This window comes from Frondihabitans sucicola, assembly GCF_030296615.1.
In the GTDB taxonomy this organism is placed as follows: domain Bacteria; phylum Actinomycetota; class Actinomycetes; order Actinomycetales; family Microbacteriaceae; genus Frondihabitans; species Frondihabitans sucicola.
This window is the reverse complement of the sequence record NZ_AP027733.1, coordinates 26,125-41,467: the sequence shown is the minus strand read 5'-3', so window position 1 is coordinate 41,467 and position 15,343 is coordinate 26,125. Positions and strand designations below refer to the sequence as shown.

Genomic DNA, 15,343 nt, shown 5'->3' with positions numbered 1-15,343 from the left:
ATCGAGAGGACATCATGCGCCACATCTTCTGCACACTGACAGAGACCAGCAACAAGTACATCGAGACCCCCGCCACCGGCTACCTCGAAATCTTCGAGGAGTCGAACCAGAACACGATCATCTCCGCCGTCTGGCGCGGCGTGAACGACACCAACGACGGCATCAAGGCTCCCGTCGAGGTCCGCGACTTCGCCTTCGAGTACACAGGCGAGCACCCGAATGCGATGGTCCGCGACCACTTCGACGCCAACCAGGGCCAGGGGCGCTACGCAGAGCAGGGCATCGGCGCCTTCGCCGACCTGCCCCAGGGTGGGATGTGGCCCACCGAGGTCGGGGCCGTCATCACCGTCACGTTCCTCAACGACGACGGCGTCCGCGAGAGCGCGAGCTTCCGCCAGGTCGGCGAGGAGTCCTTCGAGTGGGAGCCCACCTCGTGGCACAGCGCCCACAGGCACCCCGAGAAGCTCGACGCCATCTCCTGGCACCTGCACTACGACCGCAAGCTCTCCGAGGAGCGCCTCGCGGCTTCAGCGGCCCAGTGACCGAGGCTCGGCTCGGGGACGGCTTCCGGCACATCGCCGGGACCGTCACCGAGGCGGCCGAGGCCCTGGACGACGTCACCTACTTCGACATCGTTCTGGCCGACGGCCGACCCGTCAACTGCCTCTACCCGAACGACCCAATCGACGACCTCGCACCGCGCCTCATCGAAGGGGCAGCCGTCACCATCCGCGGCGAGCTGTCGTCGTACACCGAGGTCGACCCGCCATTGCTGTCGATCGCGGCCTTCCCCGAGGCGATCCTGCTGGAGCGAACGTGAGCGCAGTCACGGCCCCCATCGAGGCCACGGTCACCCTGGCGTGCGATGCCTCAGATGGCCTCGCCCCGTGCGAGGAGACATTCGCCTCGACCGAGACCAGCATCCGTGCGGCGCGGGCTGCCGCCGCGGCGGACGACTGGACGACCGGCATGATGCCGAACCTGATCTCCGGCAAGCACCTGGTCGACCTCTGCCCCTGGCACCGTCACTGGTAGGCGCTCACCAGCGCGGGAGCGCTCCCTCCCAGGGATGCCCGGGCGGCAGGCCGACGTACGGCTCCAAGCACTGATCGCGAAGGTCTGAGGGCAGGAGAATCGGCGCCTCGGACGCGTCGGCGTCGAGCAGGTCCCAGCGATTCTCGTAGCCCTTCCACGTCCACTCGTGGACCCGCGTCCCCGATCGGGGCGTGTTCCGCTGCCCGGAGGGGATCGCCGGGTCGAACCTCCAGTGGTGGTAGGTGATCCAGGCCGCGGCACTGACGTGATCTCGCGGGATGACGTAGGCGCGCGGCTCGCCCGGCACCTTCGTGGGGACCGTCACGAACACGAACCATTCCCGGTCCGAGCGCGACCAGTCCTGCGACTTCTCGCCGAGCGGCCAGTTCGTGCGATCGCCGTCGTCGCGGGCGGACTTCACCTGGACCTCGATCATGCGGCGGGAGGCGTCGGTCTTCACGGCGAGAATGTCAGTGCGCTCCAGGCCGTCCCGAGTGAGCGCGACGCCCCAATCGAGTCGGGAGAGGACCGAGCATACCCAGTGCTCCCCGGCGGACTTCGTCATCTTGGTGTCGACCATGCCCTCATCCTTCCCGAGCGCGGCGCGAGGTCGGTACCCTCGGGCCATGGATCGCACCGAGCGTCTGCTGCACTTCGCCAGCGTGCTCCTGCCGACGATCCTCCTGCCGCAGATTCAGGAGCTGCTGGAGCCCGAGGAGTGGACGGGGCTCGACTTCCGCGCCAGCGACAAGGTCCTCGATGGGGACCGGGAGGGCGACGAGATCGACGTGCGGATCACCGCTGTCGGCGAGGAGTTCTGGTTCCAGGTCTTCGATCACGAGGATGACGACTCACTCGCTGAGCGCTTCCGCGGGAGTCTTCAAGACTGGATCGCCGAGACCGCCTTCGGTTGGGGCCAGCTCCGCGACTGAGGTCGTGTCGAGAGCCCGCTCCGCTCGCCCTCCCATCCCCGACCCGCTGGCCTTGCCTTCAGATCGAGACAATGTCAGCGGTAACGTGTACTGTAGCCACAGGCCTTGAGGGACAGGGCCGCGAGAGGACATCATGCGCAAGCCCATCAACCCCGAGAACGTCGCCACCGAGACCATCGCCAAGGACGGTGAGCGCTCGATCACGACCCGCATCACGCTCCTCGACACCGTCGAGTCCACGGATCGCGGCGACCAGACCGCGTGCGTCGAGATCGTGACCTACTTCCGCGACAAGTACGTCCGCCAGACCGTTCACCGCGTCACCGAGCGCGGCGGCTTCATCCAGCACACGATCAGCGTCGGCGGCGACGTCGACCCTTGCCCCTGCCTACCCGCGGCCAGCGCATGGAGCGCTTCAGCCGCAAGCAGCTCACCGACCTGCACGAGTACTACGTCGCCGACGCCCTCGCGCCCGACGTCTACGAGCGCCTGCTCACCTGGGGGTCGTTCGTTCGCCCCCGCTACGTCGTCCACTTCGAGCGCGGCGACTACAAGACCGTCGCCATGTCCACGAACTCGCTAGAGCAGGCCGAGCGCCGCCAGGCGCAGCTCCTGGGCGAGAACGAGGACGCCACCACCACGATCATCGACACCACGCTCGTCGACGCGTGAGTGGCACCGAGGCTTCGACGCGAGCCTGGACGCCATGGAGGCCCGCGCAGCCGGAGACGGACGCGCACGGCGAGCCGATCACTGAGGGGTGTCGCCTGCGCCGCGTCGTCAGGGGAAGCGTCTTGCCTGGGATCACGGCTGAAGGGATCGCCAGTCGACTCCCCGGTGACGCAGACAATGGCCTGCTCTACATCAGGGAGGTGGTCGACGGGCGCGAGCGGTTCATCAATGCCTGGAACCGCGAAGAACTGGAAGTGCTGCCCTAGCCGTCGGTCGTTGCGCCAGGTGGCCATGCGCTTTGAATGTGCACGCGATCAACATTGGGTGGGTATCCTTCTCGTGTGGCCATCCGGCCCGGAGAGCGAGAGTCATCATGGCCAAAGCAGCCGCCGACGGTGGAGTGGTTCGCCTGAGTGTCAACATGGCGCCCGAGACGGCCGAGATGCTCAAGGAGAATGCCGCGAGGCGTGGTCTGAGCTACACCGAGGAGATTCGACGAGCCATCGCCATCGTCAAGTACCTCGACGCCGAGATCGCGAGCGGCAACAAAATCCTCACGTCGAACGCCGAGGGCTACCGCGAACTGATCATCGTCTGACGCCTGGCGTAGTCGTCAGGGACACGGAAACGAGATCATCTTGGCCATCGCCATCTTCGGCATCATGGGTGCCGTCACCGCAGGGCTCGCTCTGACCATCACGCGAACGCTCTTCCAGCACCGCCGCCAACACCCGTCGGAGTCTCACCCGAGAGCAGGGCTCCTGGCCGCCTCCATGGTCATCACCTGGGCCGCGACGGCATGGTTCGCGTCGGCGGCATTCCTCCAGGCTACTGACGCTCTCACCGCGTAGGCGAGCGCCCCGACATCAGGGGTGTCGCCGGGGCGCTCTTCCGTAGACGTTCCCCGCGTTGAAGTCCGCAGCGGCTCATGGCCCATCAGACGGCGCTAACACGATAGCGCGAGGCGTGCGCGGGGAATCGCGAACTGGACTGGGTGTGATCGAGCACTGAAGGGGACACGGAAACCCCACGCACTGGGTGTCGCGCGGTCGATGTGCGGAGCCCTACCCTGGCGAGGATCACGAGGGGGAATCTCATGCAGCAACTGGTCTTGTGCCACAAGCACGACCGCATCCACGAAGGGGTCGCTCACCGCGGCCTCGGGGCAGCCGAGACTCTCGTCATGTACGAGTGCGAGGGGTCCGTGTGGGCGCGCATGACCCCTGTTGCACCCGATTCCAGCGGAACCGTTCCGAGCAACCTGCTCGTGACCGCAGACGTCGTCCGCGTCGGCCCCCTCGGCCTGGGCTCCGTCGCGAAACAGACCGCCATCCGCGAGGTGCTTGCCGCCCGTCGGGCGAAAACGCCTCCAGCCGCGGCCGTGCGCGCGCCTGAGCGCCCCGTAGCGCCCCGAGCGACTCCCGCACAGCCAAGGCCGCCCCAGGCCGTTAGAACGCCTCCTAACCCTCCGGCGGAGTCGGCAACTGCTACCCAAGAGCCCACCGGGGACTACCTGGACCTGCATCCGGCGCTTCCCGCGGGGATCATCGGCGCGATCATGGCGCTCGTCGGAACCGGGGACCTCGACTACGGCTACTACATCGTGTTGCGCTGGGCCCTTCTGGGTGTGGCGATCGTCCTCGCCATCTATGCCCGCAAGTCGCGGCGTACCGGATGGGTCGTCACGGCGGCTGTCATCGCAGCCATCTGGTTCCCCGTGCGGTTCTTCGAGCTGCCGCAGGGCACCTGGGTGTGGCTCGATGTCGCGGCCGCGATCGCCGTCCTCGTGGGCGGGTTCTCCCTGCCCGCGCCGCGGTACCGCGAGGACGACATGGGCAAGCCCGTGGTGCGTTGGAAGTGGTGGATGACGACGGCGCTCGTGGCAGGCATCATCGCCGTCATGACCTGGTTCGCCCTTCAGCCGAGGGGCGCCGACTGCGACAACTACGTCGACGCCGACGACGGCACCTCGTACTGCGTCGACTGAGACCTTCGCTTTACCAGACATGCCTTTCGTGACGTTCGTCAACGTGCCATGTATGGTAGGATGATCTGCATCGACCGGGACGCGAGCCATGCGCCTCGGAGACGCGAGGTGCGCGCTCGACCCAGTGGGACGGCTTCTCGCTGCTGTGCCAAGCCGTGGCTTTCCAGCCGCGCGCCGGGCCTCGATCGTTTCACCCTGGCCGCCGCCCGGGTTTTTCGCGCCAGCGATCCGATCACGCGCACACGCGTTCTCGGGTCGTTGCGCAGACCGACTCACCCGAGCGCAGCGAGGGGGAGGCGGGCTGCGGAACGGCACGACGGCCCGGAGCGAAGCGGAGGGACGGAAGCAACGCTGGGACGCGAGCTGCACGTCCAGCGCAAGCGCAGACCCCGCCCCCACGACGTCACACGCCCTCGAAAAAACGACCCCAGAAAAACCCGCGCTTTCTCTTTCTCTTTCTCTTTCTGTTCGGCGTCGTAGTTCGCATCAATAGTTGCGAACTACAGTTCGAGCTGTTTTTCCGCATGAATCCGGGCTTCTTGCCGGTGATCTCCCATCCCCGACCGGCTGGCGACGCCTGAATGCGTGACACAAGCGAGATATGCGTGTACGGTAGGAGTGTGCGATCGAGGGACGGTCGCCGAGAGGACACCATGCCCACGTACGAGATCGTGATGGACTTCCCCGCAGGGCGAGGCATCAGCGACACCTCCGGCTTCGTCGATGCGCTGCGCGAGTTCGCTGCGCCGCGGATCACCGTCACCATCGAGGCCACCAGCAAGCGTGCCGCCGCGAAGCTTCTCGCCGAGTCCACCGAGCACTACGCAGACCAGCACTCCAATGGTCGAAACCGGTGGAGCGCGGACTGGTATGCCGAGCGCCTCACTGCCCTCCGTGGCAAGCGGGCTATCCGAGCTGCCGAACTGATCGGCGTGTAGGCATGCCGCTCAAGACCATCACCACGATGAAGTACGCCCCGGGTCTTGCTCGCGCACTCGGGGAGCCGGGCCACATCAAGCACGTGCGCGTCCTGGGCCGCTTTTCATCCAAGCGGGCTTTCGCCGAGGCGCTCGATGCCGCGAAGCTCGCATACTCCCTTGGTGTCGAGGCGAGGGACGCGACGGTGTCCGGCAAGGAGTACCCCGACCTGGCCGCGGGAGTGCTCTACGCGTTGCGGGTGGACGCCGTTCTCGATGAGCCCCGGCTCGTCTCCGCGCTCCGCGGCGAGTCGACACCCGCCGAGTAGACCGCCTGACGGCCGTTGTCCGATTCGCTCTTGCCGGTGAATCCGCATAGCGTTGACGACTGATCGGACAGGGGACACGGAAATGGGATCACGCGCGCAATCACGGATGCGCTGGTCGCTGCACCCCATCCACGTCGGCGGGGCGGTCATCGTCGCGCTCCTGGCCTTCTGTGGCTACAGCATCGCGGCGTCAGGTCTTGCGGAGGTCCGAGACCCGCTGACGCACACGCGGATCGTGAACGACACCGCGAACGTCCTCGACTGGGACTGCACCACGGGCCCCATCTCAGGCGTGAAGCCGGGGGATGCGGCGACGCTCATGGTCGACTCGGACCCGACGGCGACGATCGCCTGCACGGCGCGCGAGGTCGGTGAGCGCTTCTGCCCATCGGTGCCCGGCCTCCAGCGGGCCACGAGCCTGACGGCGACGGCGCTGCTCGACCAGCACGACTGCTGAGCGCTCCAGCAACAGGGCATTTGACACCTGTTTTATATGCATGTACTGTAACCAGCAAGAGCACCGAGGGACGGTGCCCGAGAGGACGTCATGCCGAACCAGAACCTCCACCTCCCCGTCGTCACCGGCGAGATCACCCGCGCCGCCCTCGCCCAGGCTGACGGCACCCTCCTCGCGGAGTTCCGCAGCATCCGCGGCGACGACTTCGACCTCATCGTGACCACCGCGAACCCGACGGACGCCTCGCGTCTCCTCGCCGCTGCCGCCGCCGTCAAGGTCTCCGGGATCACCACTGTCGAGAACGGCACCCGCACCCTCCGCGCCGACATCCGCCACATCGTCACCCTCGCCCTTGACTGACCAGCGCGAAGGCGAGACGCCGGACCCGGCCCGCTACGGTGACCTGGTGACCGACGTGCAGCCGACCCCGACCGCGACCTACGCCGAACTCGCCGCCGAGCGCCGCGCCATCGTCCTCCGCGAGGACGCCGACTGGGACAAGTACCTGTTCACCGCATCCGAGGCGGCCGAATGGGTGCAGGCGGGCATCCCGGCGAACCACGCACCCCTGGCCTGCATCGCACGCGACGTCGGACGCGTGCCCAACTTCACCGTCACGCCGTATCTGCTGCCCGCCAACCTCGGCGGCGAGTCGCTGCTCGGCATGCTCCTCTCCGGGGCCGACTCTGCCGAGATCGAGCGCGCCGCCGCCGCGTACGGCCGCTACGAGATCGAGGGAGGCAACGAAGTCAACTGGCGGCGCGCACCGCTGGGGGACCGAACCTCGCCCGGCTCAAGCCCCAGACCGCCAAGCGCCTCCGCAGCACCGACACGCACCCGTCCCGCGTCCCCGAGGTGGTCGACGCGATCAGCGCCTGGTACCTCGGCAACATCACCGCCCTCGCAGGCAACGCCGCCATCGCCACCGGCATCGTCGACCACTTCGGCTACGGACGGCCGATCAACGAGCTGGAGGCCCTCGCCAGCTACATCAACGGCCACGGCATCGTCTTTTCGGACACGGACGCCATCGAGCGCCTCCTCGCGGCAACACCGCTGACCCAAGGGCTCATCGACAGCGCGATCGGCATGGTCGGCCTCGTCACCGACGACCCCGAGCGGACGCTCTTCCACGTCTCCGCCACCGAGCACGCCGCCCTCCGCGAGTCCATCGAGGCCTACGACGGCCAGACCGCATTCGTCCAGCTCCGACTTCCCGCCCGTGACGGCTTCGTCTGGCTCGCCGGGGACACGGAAACTGGGCAGTCATCCACGCTGCTCGGCTGGACCGCCGCGCGCCCAGGGATCGACTTCACCACCACGACCATCACCGTCGACCAGACCTTCGACGCGCTCATGCGGGGCGAGGCCACCCCTATCGAGCACATCAAGACGGCCCGATTCGAGGAGGACGCCACCGACTGGGAGCCGGAAAGCCCCGAGGCCGCCGAGGCGTTCGCCACCCTCATCGCCTTCGCCGACCTCATGGAGGCCCGAGGTCTCGCCGACCCCGACGCAGAACCCGCCGACGATGCCCGCCGCAAGACGAAGGCCGCCCGGAAGAAGGCTCCCGCCCCCACGCGACCCGTGAACCTCGTCTACCGGCGGACGGAGCGCCCGGCCCCGACGACCTCCGGCGTGCAGCCGCGAGAGTGGACCCATCGCTGGCCCGTGCGCGGCTTCTACCGCCGCCAGTGGTACCCGTCGCTTCAGGAGCACCGCACCATCTGGGTCGCGGCTCACGTTCGCGGCCCTGCCGACAAGCCCATCGTGGCCACACCTCAGGTGAACGTCGTCGGATCAAGCCGAGAGGGCTGAGGGTCGGGGATGAGAGTACCGCCCGGGGCGCCCGCTCGCGCGGACACCGGGGTCAGCTCAGGCGGAAGCCCTCGGCGGCATAGCTGATCGCCAGCCCCCACCCCTCACGAAGATGCTGGGGGATCGAGTCGGCGACCTTGGTCAGCGCCCAGAAGATGCCGACCCAGCCGCCCTCCTGCCCGAGAGCGAAGTCCAGAGCCTCCTGGAGGCCCGCCTGCTTGTCGAACAGGCGACGACGCTCCTCCGGCCCCGCGTTGAGCGCCAGGCGGCCAAGCGGCACGAGCTTCGAGCGCATCCGCTCCAGCAGCTCGGCCGTCAGCTCCTCGTGACGCTCGCGCGCCGCGTCGACGTCGAACGCGGCATGCGGAGCCAGTATCCCGGTCATGCCGCCACCAGCTCGGAGCCCTGGGCGACCAAGAGAGCGCTGTCGACCTCGAACCAGCGGCCCACGAAGCGGCCCGTGAGCTGGAGGCGGTCGCCGTCAGCAGCGAGCGAGTCACCGGCGATCGGACGGGGGTAGGACTTGGCGACGACGAAGAAGGACTCGACGCCATCGGTGGCGCGGAAGTCGACGCAGGTCTGGCCGTACTCGGAGATGACGTCGACCTTGCCCTTGACGGTCACGGTGATGGTCTCGCGCGCCTGCGGAGCGGTGGTCGTGTGGAGAATGGTGCCCTGTGCGGTGGTCATGATGCCCTCTCGTGGTCCGTCCCTCGAACCTCTTGAACGCTACAGTACACGCACCGTCCGACATTCGTCAACGGGAGGATTCCGGCGTCGATTTCGTAGCAGTTCTGATACGAAACCGCCACCCCGGATCGCTCCAGGGCGGCGGTCGAATCGCACGGGAATCAGCCGTCGAGACCGTCGAGGCCATGATCGCGGAGGTACTCGTTGCCCGCCTCGGCCAGGACATCCTCCATGCGTCGCCACGGGACGCCAGCCAGGATCGCCGCGCGCTCCTCGTCGGAGAACTCCTCGCGCCCGGACATGTCCCTGGCGGCGTCCAGCACGTCGTCGTCGCACCACAGGGACGCGTGCTGCCCACTGGCGGCGATGGACTCGCGCGCGATGGTCTTGAGGTCGTCGACCTCGATGCTCTCGTCCTCCAGCAGGTAGCGGACCAGGCGGGCCTTGTCGGCTCCGGTCAAGGTCTGGGCGGCGCGGGTGGCGAGCGAGTAGTCGGTGTCGGTCATGGTTTCCTCTCGTGACCCGTCCCTCGGGCCATATTCATACCGTACATGGATCCTCCGACACTCGTCACAAGAGCGGTGGGTCGGGGATGGGGGGCAAGCGGGAACGCGAAAGGGGCGCCCGCGAGATGCGGACGCCCCAGTGATGGAGACGGTCTAGCCGAGCACGTCGCTCACCGGCGTCTGGCAGGTGACGTCGATCTTCGGACCCCATCCGTTTCGGAGCTGGTCGACCTTCGCCAACAGGCTCGCCTCGGTGTAGGACGTGGTGCCATCGGCGATGTAGTGATTGAACTCGCTGGCCTGGTCGCCGACCACGAGTTCCCACCCGTCATCCCACGTCTGGTGCTGGATGTAGCCAAGGATCGTCGCCTCGTCGCTGGTCATCGGCACCTTGCCGTCGACGTAGCCGTACAGCTCGACGGCGGTCGGGTCCTGCTCGTACCAGTAGTTCTGGAGAGCGTTGCTGGCCGTCCACGCGGCGTCGATGTCATCCTGCGTCGAGGCGGGATTCGCCTGCACGAAGTTGGCGTGCACCCGGGCCTTGACGTAGTTGACCCACTCGTCGGACGTGAAGGCCTGGTAGCCCAGCTCTTCGACGTGCTGGATGACGGGGAGTACGTGCAGAGCCCCGTGGCCGTGAAGCCTCCACCGGGCCCAGGGATATCCGCGCAGCCGCCCTGGCCGATGCCACCCTGGACGGAGTCGTAGTGGTACTCGGCTCCCGCCGTGGTGGTGCCGGTGATGCAGAACCCGTCCGAGGTCGTGCGGGCCATCTTGAGGCTGATGTTCGGGGAGGTCTTCACGCTCGCGGGCAGCGCAGTCGGGTAGTTCAGGTCGGCGACGGCCTGCCCCTCGACGGCGGTGGCGGCGTTCTTCAGGTCGCTCTGCAAGTTGGACACGTTCGCCTTCTCGCGGTACTGCCCGAACTGCGGGATCGCGGCGAGGATCAGCAGAGCTGCGATGGCCATGTAGGCCAGCAGCTCGATGAACGAGAAGCCGCGGTCATCGCGGCGGGAGGGGGACGTCAGCATCATGCTTCTCCAGGGACTATTCGTGTGTCCAATCACCGTCTCGAACCGAACGGAAGAGTTGGGAGTCCCCCAAATCGGGGACTCGTCAAAAAACGCACCCCTTTTTCAAAATTCGCTACCCGAGTAGCGCGGTCCATTCCGAGAGTCTTCTGGCGATCTGGGAAAAACGGAGGCTCCTTCGGCCCATAGATGGTGAGGGCGTCATCGCGGCACCCCGGAGAGGTCACCGTGTCCAACCGACTCACCCAGGCGCAGATCGGTGCACTCAGGACAGCCGTCGATATGTACGAGATTCACCTCGAAGTCGACGAAGAGGACATGGCGACCCTCGCTGTCCTTCGACGCGCATGGGCGAAGGTTCTGCTCTGGGATCGAGTGCCCCGCGTGCGGGCACGGAAACGCCCCGCCTCGTGAGAGACGGGGCGGGTTCCGCGGCGCTAGCGGACGGTCAGCGAGTAGGTGACGAGCTTGCGGGCGTCGGCGGGGGCCGAGAACGTGAACACCGGGTGGGCTGAGAACTCGTTGGTGATCTCGACGACCGCGTGGCGGATGAAGTAGCGGCGCTCGGCGTCGGTCATGGTCGGCGCGTGGTCGATGACGAAGCTTGCGAGGGTGAGGCGCGCCTTGATGTGGCGGGCGACGGCGCGGATGAAGAAGGGGCCGACGAGGGCCGTGGCGATCGCGCCGAGGATGATCAGTGCGGGGCGGTCGGTGGCGTCGATTGCCGGGGCGTAGAGGCCAGCGACGATCAGCAGCGGGCCGAGGTAGCCGTGCCAGACGATGAAGGGGACGAAGCCCCAGAGATTGCGGTGGGCGGTGACGACCTCGGGGGTCGTGGGTGCCGGAGCGTTGATGCTGGTGATCGTGGTCATGGTGTCCTCTCGGAGCCCGTCCCTCGGGCTTCATGAGTCCTACAGTACACGTTTGTAACGAACTGTCAACACTGAATTGGTGGATACGACAAAGGCCGCCCCGCGCGATGCGGAGCGGCCCAGCGGTCCTTGCCTATTCGACGACGAGACGCAGGTCGTACTTGCCGTCGGGGCTCGTGGGGCCCTGGATGAACCAGGACGGGTTCTTGCCCCAGAGATTCTGGACCTCGGCCTCGCAGTGACGGATGAAGTAGTGGCGCTCGGTCTCGGTCAGGGTGGGGGTGTGGCGCGCGACCCACTCGCGGAAGGCGGCTCGGGCGAACTTCGTCTTGCGGGCTGCCGGAAGGATCATCTTGAGCGCGAAAGCGGTCATGGCGAGGCCGACGACGATGACCCACGGGCTGACGTCGTTCCCGGCGGCCATGCTGCCAGCGGCGGAGACGGTGAGCACGGGGCCGACCCAGGCTCCCCAGAAGATGAAGGGCAGGAGGCCGAAACGCTGGCGCGACCAGGTGACGGCGTCAGGCGTGCCGAGCGTGGCGCGGGGGATGGAGGCGTTGGCGTTGGTCTGGATGGTCATGGTGTCCTCTCGCGGGCCCGTCCCTCGGGCTCAACAGAACCCTACAGTACATGCGTAGTGAATACGTGTCAACACGCGTGAAAGAACGCTACCCAGGCGCTACGACATTTTTCGGGGGCCTCCCATCCCCGACCCACCCGACCCCAGCACGCGCAAGGATCACGCGGCCGTGAACGACTGAACCCTCTCAGCCCTGGGCGAGCTTGATCCGGGCCTTCAGGACGCGCAGGTCCAGCTCCAGCAGCTTCGCGTCGAGCGAGCCGCGGTTGAGGCGGATGAACTGGGCGATGGCCTTCGCGGTCAGAATGTCGAGCTGGAGCTGGTCGTCCGTGCGGTGCTTGCGCGCGAGGGCCTGGATGGCGATGCGGATGATCTCCTTGTTGCGGGCCTCCTCGTCGCTGCCGACGTACGCGGGGCGCTTCCAGGACGCGTACGCGATGGGCAGGTAGAAGCCGTCGTAGATGGCGGAGATGGCCGCGGAGACCGCGTCCTTCTCGGTCTTGGCCGGGCGACCCCAGCGGTCGACGACGACCTCGCCGCGCGGGTGGGTGAGCTTGTTGTCGGGCTTCTTGCCATCGAGGGCTGCCGCCGCGGCGTGGCGACGGGCGCGAGCCTCGTGCTCGGCACGCTCCTCGTCGGAGAAGACGACGCTGGCCTGGCGGAGCACGTCCACGGGGGCAGTCGGGTAGCAGATGGTGCAGGCGCGCTCTCCGGCGCCCTGGACGATCTCGGCCTCAGGGCGGTCGGAGAGGTTGGTGAGCCAGGTGAAGCGCGTGGTGGGGAAGCAGGAGGTGCAGCTCCGCGAGGAGTGGACGTGGCCGCCGTTGACGATGAAGGCGCGGGTCCAGCCGCCGCGGCGGGTGAACTCGGCCTCCAGGGGCTCCTCGTCGATGCCGAGGACTGCGCGCTGGAGTTCGAGGTCGGCAAGAGTGGCGCGGAAGCCTGCGATGCGGTCGAGGTCGGCGCCGATGCGCTCGGTGCGTCCGGCGATCTCGTCGGCGGCGATCGAGTCCTCCGCGATCTCGATGCGGCGCCCCTCGTTGGCGATGAGGCTGCCGAGGACGGTCCGCTTGACGTAGATGGCGGAGAGCTGGCGGTCGATCTCGGCGGGCGTCTGCTCGGTGAGCGGCTTATCGGTGGTCTGCATGATGTCCTCTCGAAGTCCGTCCCTCGAACCTCTTGCTGGCTACAGTACACGTGCATATGCATGTCGTCAACATCCGGATGGGACGCCACTTCAACCAGCCAAAGCGCCTGCGGGTCAGGGATGGGAGAACCTGGCGGAAGCGACCCGGCAACGCGAGGGGCGGGCGACCCGAAGGCCGCCCGCCCCTGACGAGCTACGCCTGGCGGGCCTTGTTCTTCGCGCGGAGGGCCTTCAGCTCGTCCTTCATCGCCAGCGCCTCGTCGGTGCCAAATTCCTTGATGAACTTCGCGATCGCCTTCTCGCGGACGATGTCGAGCTGGGTGTCGACGTCTGTCCCGCGCTTGAATGCCAGGGCCTCCGTGTTGACGCGGACGATCTCGTCGTTCTTGATCTGCTCGTCGGTCCCGGCGTACGTGGAGCCGTCGCCCCATCCAGCGATCTGCGTGGGACGGTAGAGGCTGTTGAGGTAGGCGTCGACAGCGCCCGTCTGGGCCGTGACCTCGGTCTTCGTCGGGTAGCCGTAGCCGTCGCGGACGACCTCGCCCGTGGGGTGCTCGATGGCCTTCGCGGCCTTCTTGGCGTCGCGCTCGACCTTCTCGGCCGCACGCTTCTCGCGATCGGCCTGGGCGGCCCTCTCGTCCTCCGTGAAGATGCGGGTCGCCTTCTTCAGGACGTCGACCGGAGCCGACGGGTAGCAGACCGTGCACGCACGCTCACCCGCGGCGTCGACGATCTCAGCCTCGTCATGCCCCGAGAAGTCGGTCACCCACGAGAAACGCGTCGTGGGGAAGCAGGTCGAGCAGCCCATGCTCTTGTGGACGTGGCCACCGCTGACGACGTAGGCGCGGGTCCAGCCGCCGCGGGCGTTGAACTCGTCGTGGAAGGGCGTCTCCAGCTCGCGGAGGGCGGCGAGGCCAGCCTTGGCTTCGGCGACGATGGTCTCGTAGCGCTCCTTGTTGCCGTCGCGGACGACCCAGGCGTTCCGGGTGACGCCCTTGGCGATCTCCAGCTCGACCTCGTCGATGCGCTTGAGGGCCTTGGAGGCGGACGCGATGTCGTTGAGGAACGGGGCCTGCTTGCTGTACAGCTCGTAGAGCTGCTCGTCGATCTCGACGGGGCTCTGGTCCTGGAGTGCCTTCGTGCCGGTCATGGTGTCCTCTCGCGGTCCGTCCCTCGAACCTCTTGATCGCTACAGTACACGTGCATATGCAGGGTGTCAACACGCATGCGAGACCTATTTCAGAATTGACGCAACGTGGTTCTGCGTGTACTGTAGTCACAGTGGAAGAGGCGCGTCCCCGTGGCCCGCGGGTCGGGGATGGGAGCACCTCCATGATGCCGGGCTATTCGGGCCCGACGTCAACTCCACACGCGGGAACGAATCTCGCGCATCGTCATCATCAGGGAGACAGGCGACATGGCACTCGACCCGGCGGCCCGCAAGAAGCGCGATCGCAAGGCCCGATCCAAGCGGCAGGCGCGAAGGAACTGGCGGGACATGTGGTCCTGGCGCGGTGAAGCCCTGACTCCGCTCGGTGGCTACTTCATCGTCCTAGCCCTGGCGCTCGGCACGTTCTGGGGCCTCCTTGGCAGCATGAGCGACCCTGGCGCGCGCAGTCCCGAGATCACCCTCGTGGGCCTCGCGGTCGGCCTCGTCGTCACGTCGGTCCTGTTCGCCGCCCTGCCAATCCTCCTGGCCAGCATCGGCTTCATGGCCGCATTTTTCGTCGGGGCGCTGGCCTTCGGGCCCACGTGGCCCCACGCCATCTCGCCCGGCATCATGGGCGCCGTCGCAGGCATTCTCGTCGGCTGCGCGCTCCGCTGGGCGATCGTCGGCAAGCGGGCACCCGTGAGAGAGCCCTCGCCCTTCGTTCCCCGAAAGCTCCCGGCATGGACCCGGCGCCGCGCCGCCAAGATGCGCACCGACCTGATCTCCTCGATCGTCGGCCTCGTGGCCTTCCTTGCCGTGTCTGGCTGGTCCTACTTCGGAGGTCACGGCGGCAACCCGGTCTGGCTCTACCTGGTGCTCCTCGCGATCGCGTTCCTGTGGGGCGTGCCGATGGGGCGTCACGCCTACAGGGCGCAGGCAAAGCAGGTCCCCTGGGGTGCCGTCGCTCAGGTCGCCGGATGGGGCCTGATCCTCGGGGGATTAGCGGCGGCAAGCGCTGGGCTGACCTTCGTGTTCTGGCTCTTCTCCTGCGCCGCGGGTGCCAGCGCGACCATCATCGTCAGCCAGCTCTTGGCGGCACGGACGGCGCGAGGCGGAGCTGGCCGAGACGGCGCCGAGCGCGAGGCATCTCAGTCGACACCTTGACGAATTCGGGCAGGGGTGTACTGTAGTAGATGAGACTCCGAGGGACGGGGTCGCAG

Annotated in this window: 25 protein-coding genes and 1 pseudogene; 15 read left to right on the top strand and 11 right to left on the bottom strand. The window is 67.3% G+C overall.

Annotated elements, in window-relative coordinates; translation table 11 throughout:
- The first annotated feature begins 14 nt into the window (after positions 1 to 14).
- From QUE79_RS22065 to QUE79_RS22055, 3 genes are read left to right on the top strand one after another with little or no spacing between them, the layout of a single operon-like run.
- Positions 15 to 542 (top strand): hypothetical protein, encoded by a 528-nt coding sequence (locus QUE79_RS22065; RefSeq protein ID WP_286347202.1) that lies wholly within the window; start codon positions 15 to 17, stop codon positions 540 to 542.
- Positions 539 to 820: a hypothetical protein gene (locus QUE79_RS22060; protein WP_286347201.1), complete on the top strand. Its 282-nt coding sequence runs from the start codon at positions 539 to 541 to the stop codon at positions 818 to 820. The genes QUE79_RS22065 and QUE79_RS22060 overlap by 4 nt, the downstream gene beginning before the upstream one ends.
- Positions 817 to 1,035, top strand: a complete 219-nt coding sequence (locus QUE79_RS22055) for a hypothetical protein (protein ID WP_286347200.1) — start codon at positions 817 to 819, stop codon at positions 1,033 to 1,035. The genes QUE79_RS22060 and QUE79_RS22055 overlap by 4 nt, the downstream gene beginning before the upstream one ends.
- Before the next feature lie 4 nt (positions 1,036 to 1,039).
- On the opposite strand, the gene QUE79_RS22050 is transcribed toward QUE79_RS22055, so the two are convergent.
- Positions 1,040 to 1,615, bottom strand: coding sequence for a hypothetical protein (locus QUE79_RS22050; RefSeq protein WP_286347199.1), 576 nt, complete (start codon positions 1,613 to 1,615; stop codon positions 1,040 to 1,042).
- A 46-nt stretch (positions 1,616 to 1,661) separates the two neighbouring features.
- On the opposite strand from QUE79_RS22050, the gene QUE79_RS22045 reads away from it, so the two are divergent.
- Positions 1,662 to 1,967, top strand: a complete 306-nt coding sequence (locus QUE79_RS22045; protein ID WP_286347198.1) for a hypothetical protein — start codon at positions 1,662 to 1,664, stop codon at positions 1,965 to 1,967.
- A 58-nt stretch (positions 1,968 to 2,025) separates the two neighbouring features.
- On the opposite strand, the gene QUE79_RS22040 is transcribed toward QUE79_RS22045, so the two are convergent.
- On the bottom strand, positions 2,026 to 2,316 hold the full coding sequence (locus QUE79_RS22040) for a hypothetical protein (RefSeq protein ID WP_286347197.1): 291 nt from the start codon (positions 2,314 to 2,316) through the stop codon (positions 2,026 to 2,028).
- Between the two features lie 29 nt (positions 2,317 to 2,345).
- Between QUE79_RS22040 and QUE79_RS22035 the strand changes: the two genes are divergently transcribed.
- The 10 genes from QUE79_RS22035 (at position 2,346) to QUE79_RS21990 (ending at position 8,147) form a co-directional block, all read left to right on the top strand.
- Positions 2,346 to 2,639, top strand: coding sequence for a hypothetical protein (locus QUE79_RS22035; protein WP_286347196.1), 294 nt, complete (start codon positions 2,346 to 2,348; stop codon positions 2,637 to 2,639).
- Positions 2,636 to 2,905 carry a hypothetical protein gene (locus QUE79_RS22030; protein ID WP_286347217.1) on the top strand — a complete coding sequence of 90 codons (270 nt, stop codon included), beginning with the start codon at positions 2,636 to 2,638 and terminating at the stop codon, positions 2,903 to 2,905. Before QUE79_RS22035 ends, QUE79_RS22030 begins: the two co-directional genes overlap by 4 nt.
- Before the next feature lie 107 nt (positions 2,906 to 3,012).
- Positions 3,013 to 3,237, top strand: a complete 225-nt coding sequence (locus QUE79_RS22025; protein ID WP_286347194.1) for a ribbon-helix-helix domain-containing protein — start codon at positions 3,013 to 3,015, stop codon at positions 3,235 to 3,237.
- A gap of 40 nt (positions 3,238 to 3,277) precedes the next feature.
- A complete protein-coding gene (locus QUE79_RS22020) occupies positions 3,278 to 3,490 on the top strand; it encodes a hypothetical protein (RefSeq protein ID WP_286347193.1) in 213 nt (70 codons plus the stop codon).
- A 245-nt stretch (positions 3,491 to 3,735) separates the two neighbouring features.
- Complete coding sequence (locus QUE79_RS25970; RefSeq protein ID WP_350271755.1) at positions 3,736 to 4,626, top strand: DUF6804 family protein; 891 nt, start codon at positions 3,736 to 3,738, stop codon at positions 4,624 to 4,626.
- 653 nt (positions 4,627 to 5,279) lie between these two features.
- Positions 5,280 to 5,564 carry a hypothetical protein gene (locus tag QUE79_RS22010; protein WP_286347191.1) on the top strand — a complete coding sequence of 95 codons (285 nt, stop codon included), beginning with the start codon at positions 5,280 to 5,282 and terminating at the stop codon, positions 5,562 to 5,564.
- Positions 5,565 to 5,566: 2 nt separating this feature from the next.
- A complete protein-coding gene (locus QUE79_RS22005) occupies positions 5,567 to 5,872 on the top strand; it encodes a hypothetical protein (protein WP_286347216.1) in 306 nt (101 codons plus the stop codon).
- Positions 5,873 to 5,954: 82 nt separating this feature from the next.
- Complete coding sequence (locus tag QUE79_RS22000) at positions 5,955 to 6,329, top strand: hypothetical protein (RefSeq protein WP_286347189.1); 375 nt, start codon at positions 5,955 to 5,957, stop codon at positions 6,327 to 6,329.
- 90 nt (positions 6,330 to 6,419) lie between these two features.
- Positions 6,420 to 6,689, top strand: a complete 270-nt coding sequence (locus QUE79_RS21995; RefSeq protein WP_286347188.1) for a hypothetical protein — start codon at positions 6,420 to 6,422, stop codon at positions 6,687 to 6,689.
- A 495-nt stretch (positions 6,690 to 7,184) separates the two neighbouring features.
- Entirely contained in the window at positions 7,185 to 8,147 is a 963-nt protein-coding gene (locus QUE79_RS21990; protein WP_286347187.1) for a hypothetical protein, read from the top strand.
- Between the two features lie 52 nt (positions 8,148 to 8,199).
- Here QUE79_RS21990 and QUE79_RS21985 read toward each other — a convergent pair whose 3' ends face one another.
- From QUE79_RS21985 to QUE79_RS21945, 9 genes and pseudogenes are all read right to left on the bottom strand, one after another.
- Positions 8,200 to 8,532, bottom strand: a complete 333-nt coding sequence (locus QUE79_RS21985; RefSeq protein ID WP_286347186.1) for a hypothetical protein — start codon at positions 8,530 to 8,532, stop codon at positions 8,200 to 8,202.
- Positions 8,529 to 8,837, bottom strand: a complete 309-nt coding sequence (locus tag QUE79_RS21980) for a hypothetical protein (RefSeq protein WP_286347185.1) — start codon at positions 8,835 to 8,837, stop codon at positions 8,529 to 8,531. Before QUE79_RS21980 ends, QUE79_RS21985 begins: the two co-directional genes overlap by 4 nt.
- A gap of 161 nt (positions 8,838 to 8,998) precedes the next feature.
- Entirely contained in the window at positions 8,999 to 9,343 is a 345-nt protein-coding gene (locus tag QUE79_RS21975) for a hypothetical protein (RefSeq protein ID WP_286347184.1), read from the bottom strand.
- A gap of 153 nt (positions 9,344 to 9,496) precedes the next feature.
- A complete protein-coding gene (locus QUE79_RS21970) occupies positions 9,497 to 9,877 on the bottom strand; it encodes a hypothetical protein (RefSeq protein ID WP_286347183.1) in 381 nt (126 codons plus the stop codon).
- Between the two features lie 410 nt (positions 9,878 to 10,287).
- A pseudogene (locus QUE79_RS21965) lies at positions 10,288 to 10,374 on the bottom strand (type II secretion system protein); the annotation flags it as partial.
- 437 nt (positions 10,375 to 10,811) lie between these two features.
- Positions 10,812 to 11,246 (bottom strand): hypothetical protein, encoded by a 435-nt coding sequence (locus QUE79_RS21960; RefSeq protein ID WP_286347182.1) that lies wholly within the window; start codon positions 11,244 to 11,246, stop codon positions 10,812 to 10,814.
- A gap of 133 nt (positions 11,247 to 11,379) precedes the next feature.
- Positions 11,380 to 11,826: a hypothetical protein gene (locus tag QUE79_RS21955; RefSeq protein ID WP_286347181.1), complete on the bottom strand. Its 447-nt coding sequence runs from the start codon at positions 11,824 to 11,826 to the stop codon at positions 11,380 to 11,382.
- Between the two features lie 187 nt (positions 11,827 to 12,013).
- Positions 12,014 to 12,973, bottom strand: a complete 960-nt coding sequence (locus tag QUE79_RS21950; RefSeq protein ID WP_286347180.1) for a hypothetical protein — start codon at positions 12,971 to 12,973, stop codon at positions 12,014 to 12,016.
- Positions 12,974 to 13,166: 193 nt separating this feature from the next.
- Complete coding sequence (locus tag QUE79_RS21945) at positions 13,167 to 14,123, bottom strand: hypothetical protein (protein ID WP_286347179.1); 957 nt, start codon at positions 14,121 to 14,123, stop codon at positions 13,167 to 13,169.
- Between the two features lie 267 nt (positions 14,124 to 14,390).
- On the opposite strand from QUE79_RS21945, the gene QUE79_RS21940 reads away from it, so the two are divergent.
- A complete protein-coding gene (locus QUE79_RS21940; RefSeq protein ID WP_286347178.1) occupies positions 14,391 to 15,287 on the top strand; it encodes a hypothetical protein in 897 nt (298 codons plus the stop codon).
- Positions 15,288 to 15,343 lie beyond the last annotated feature (56 nt).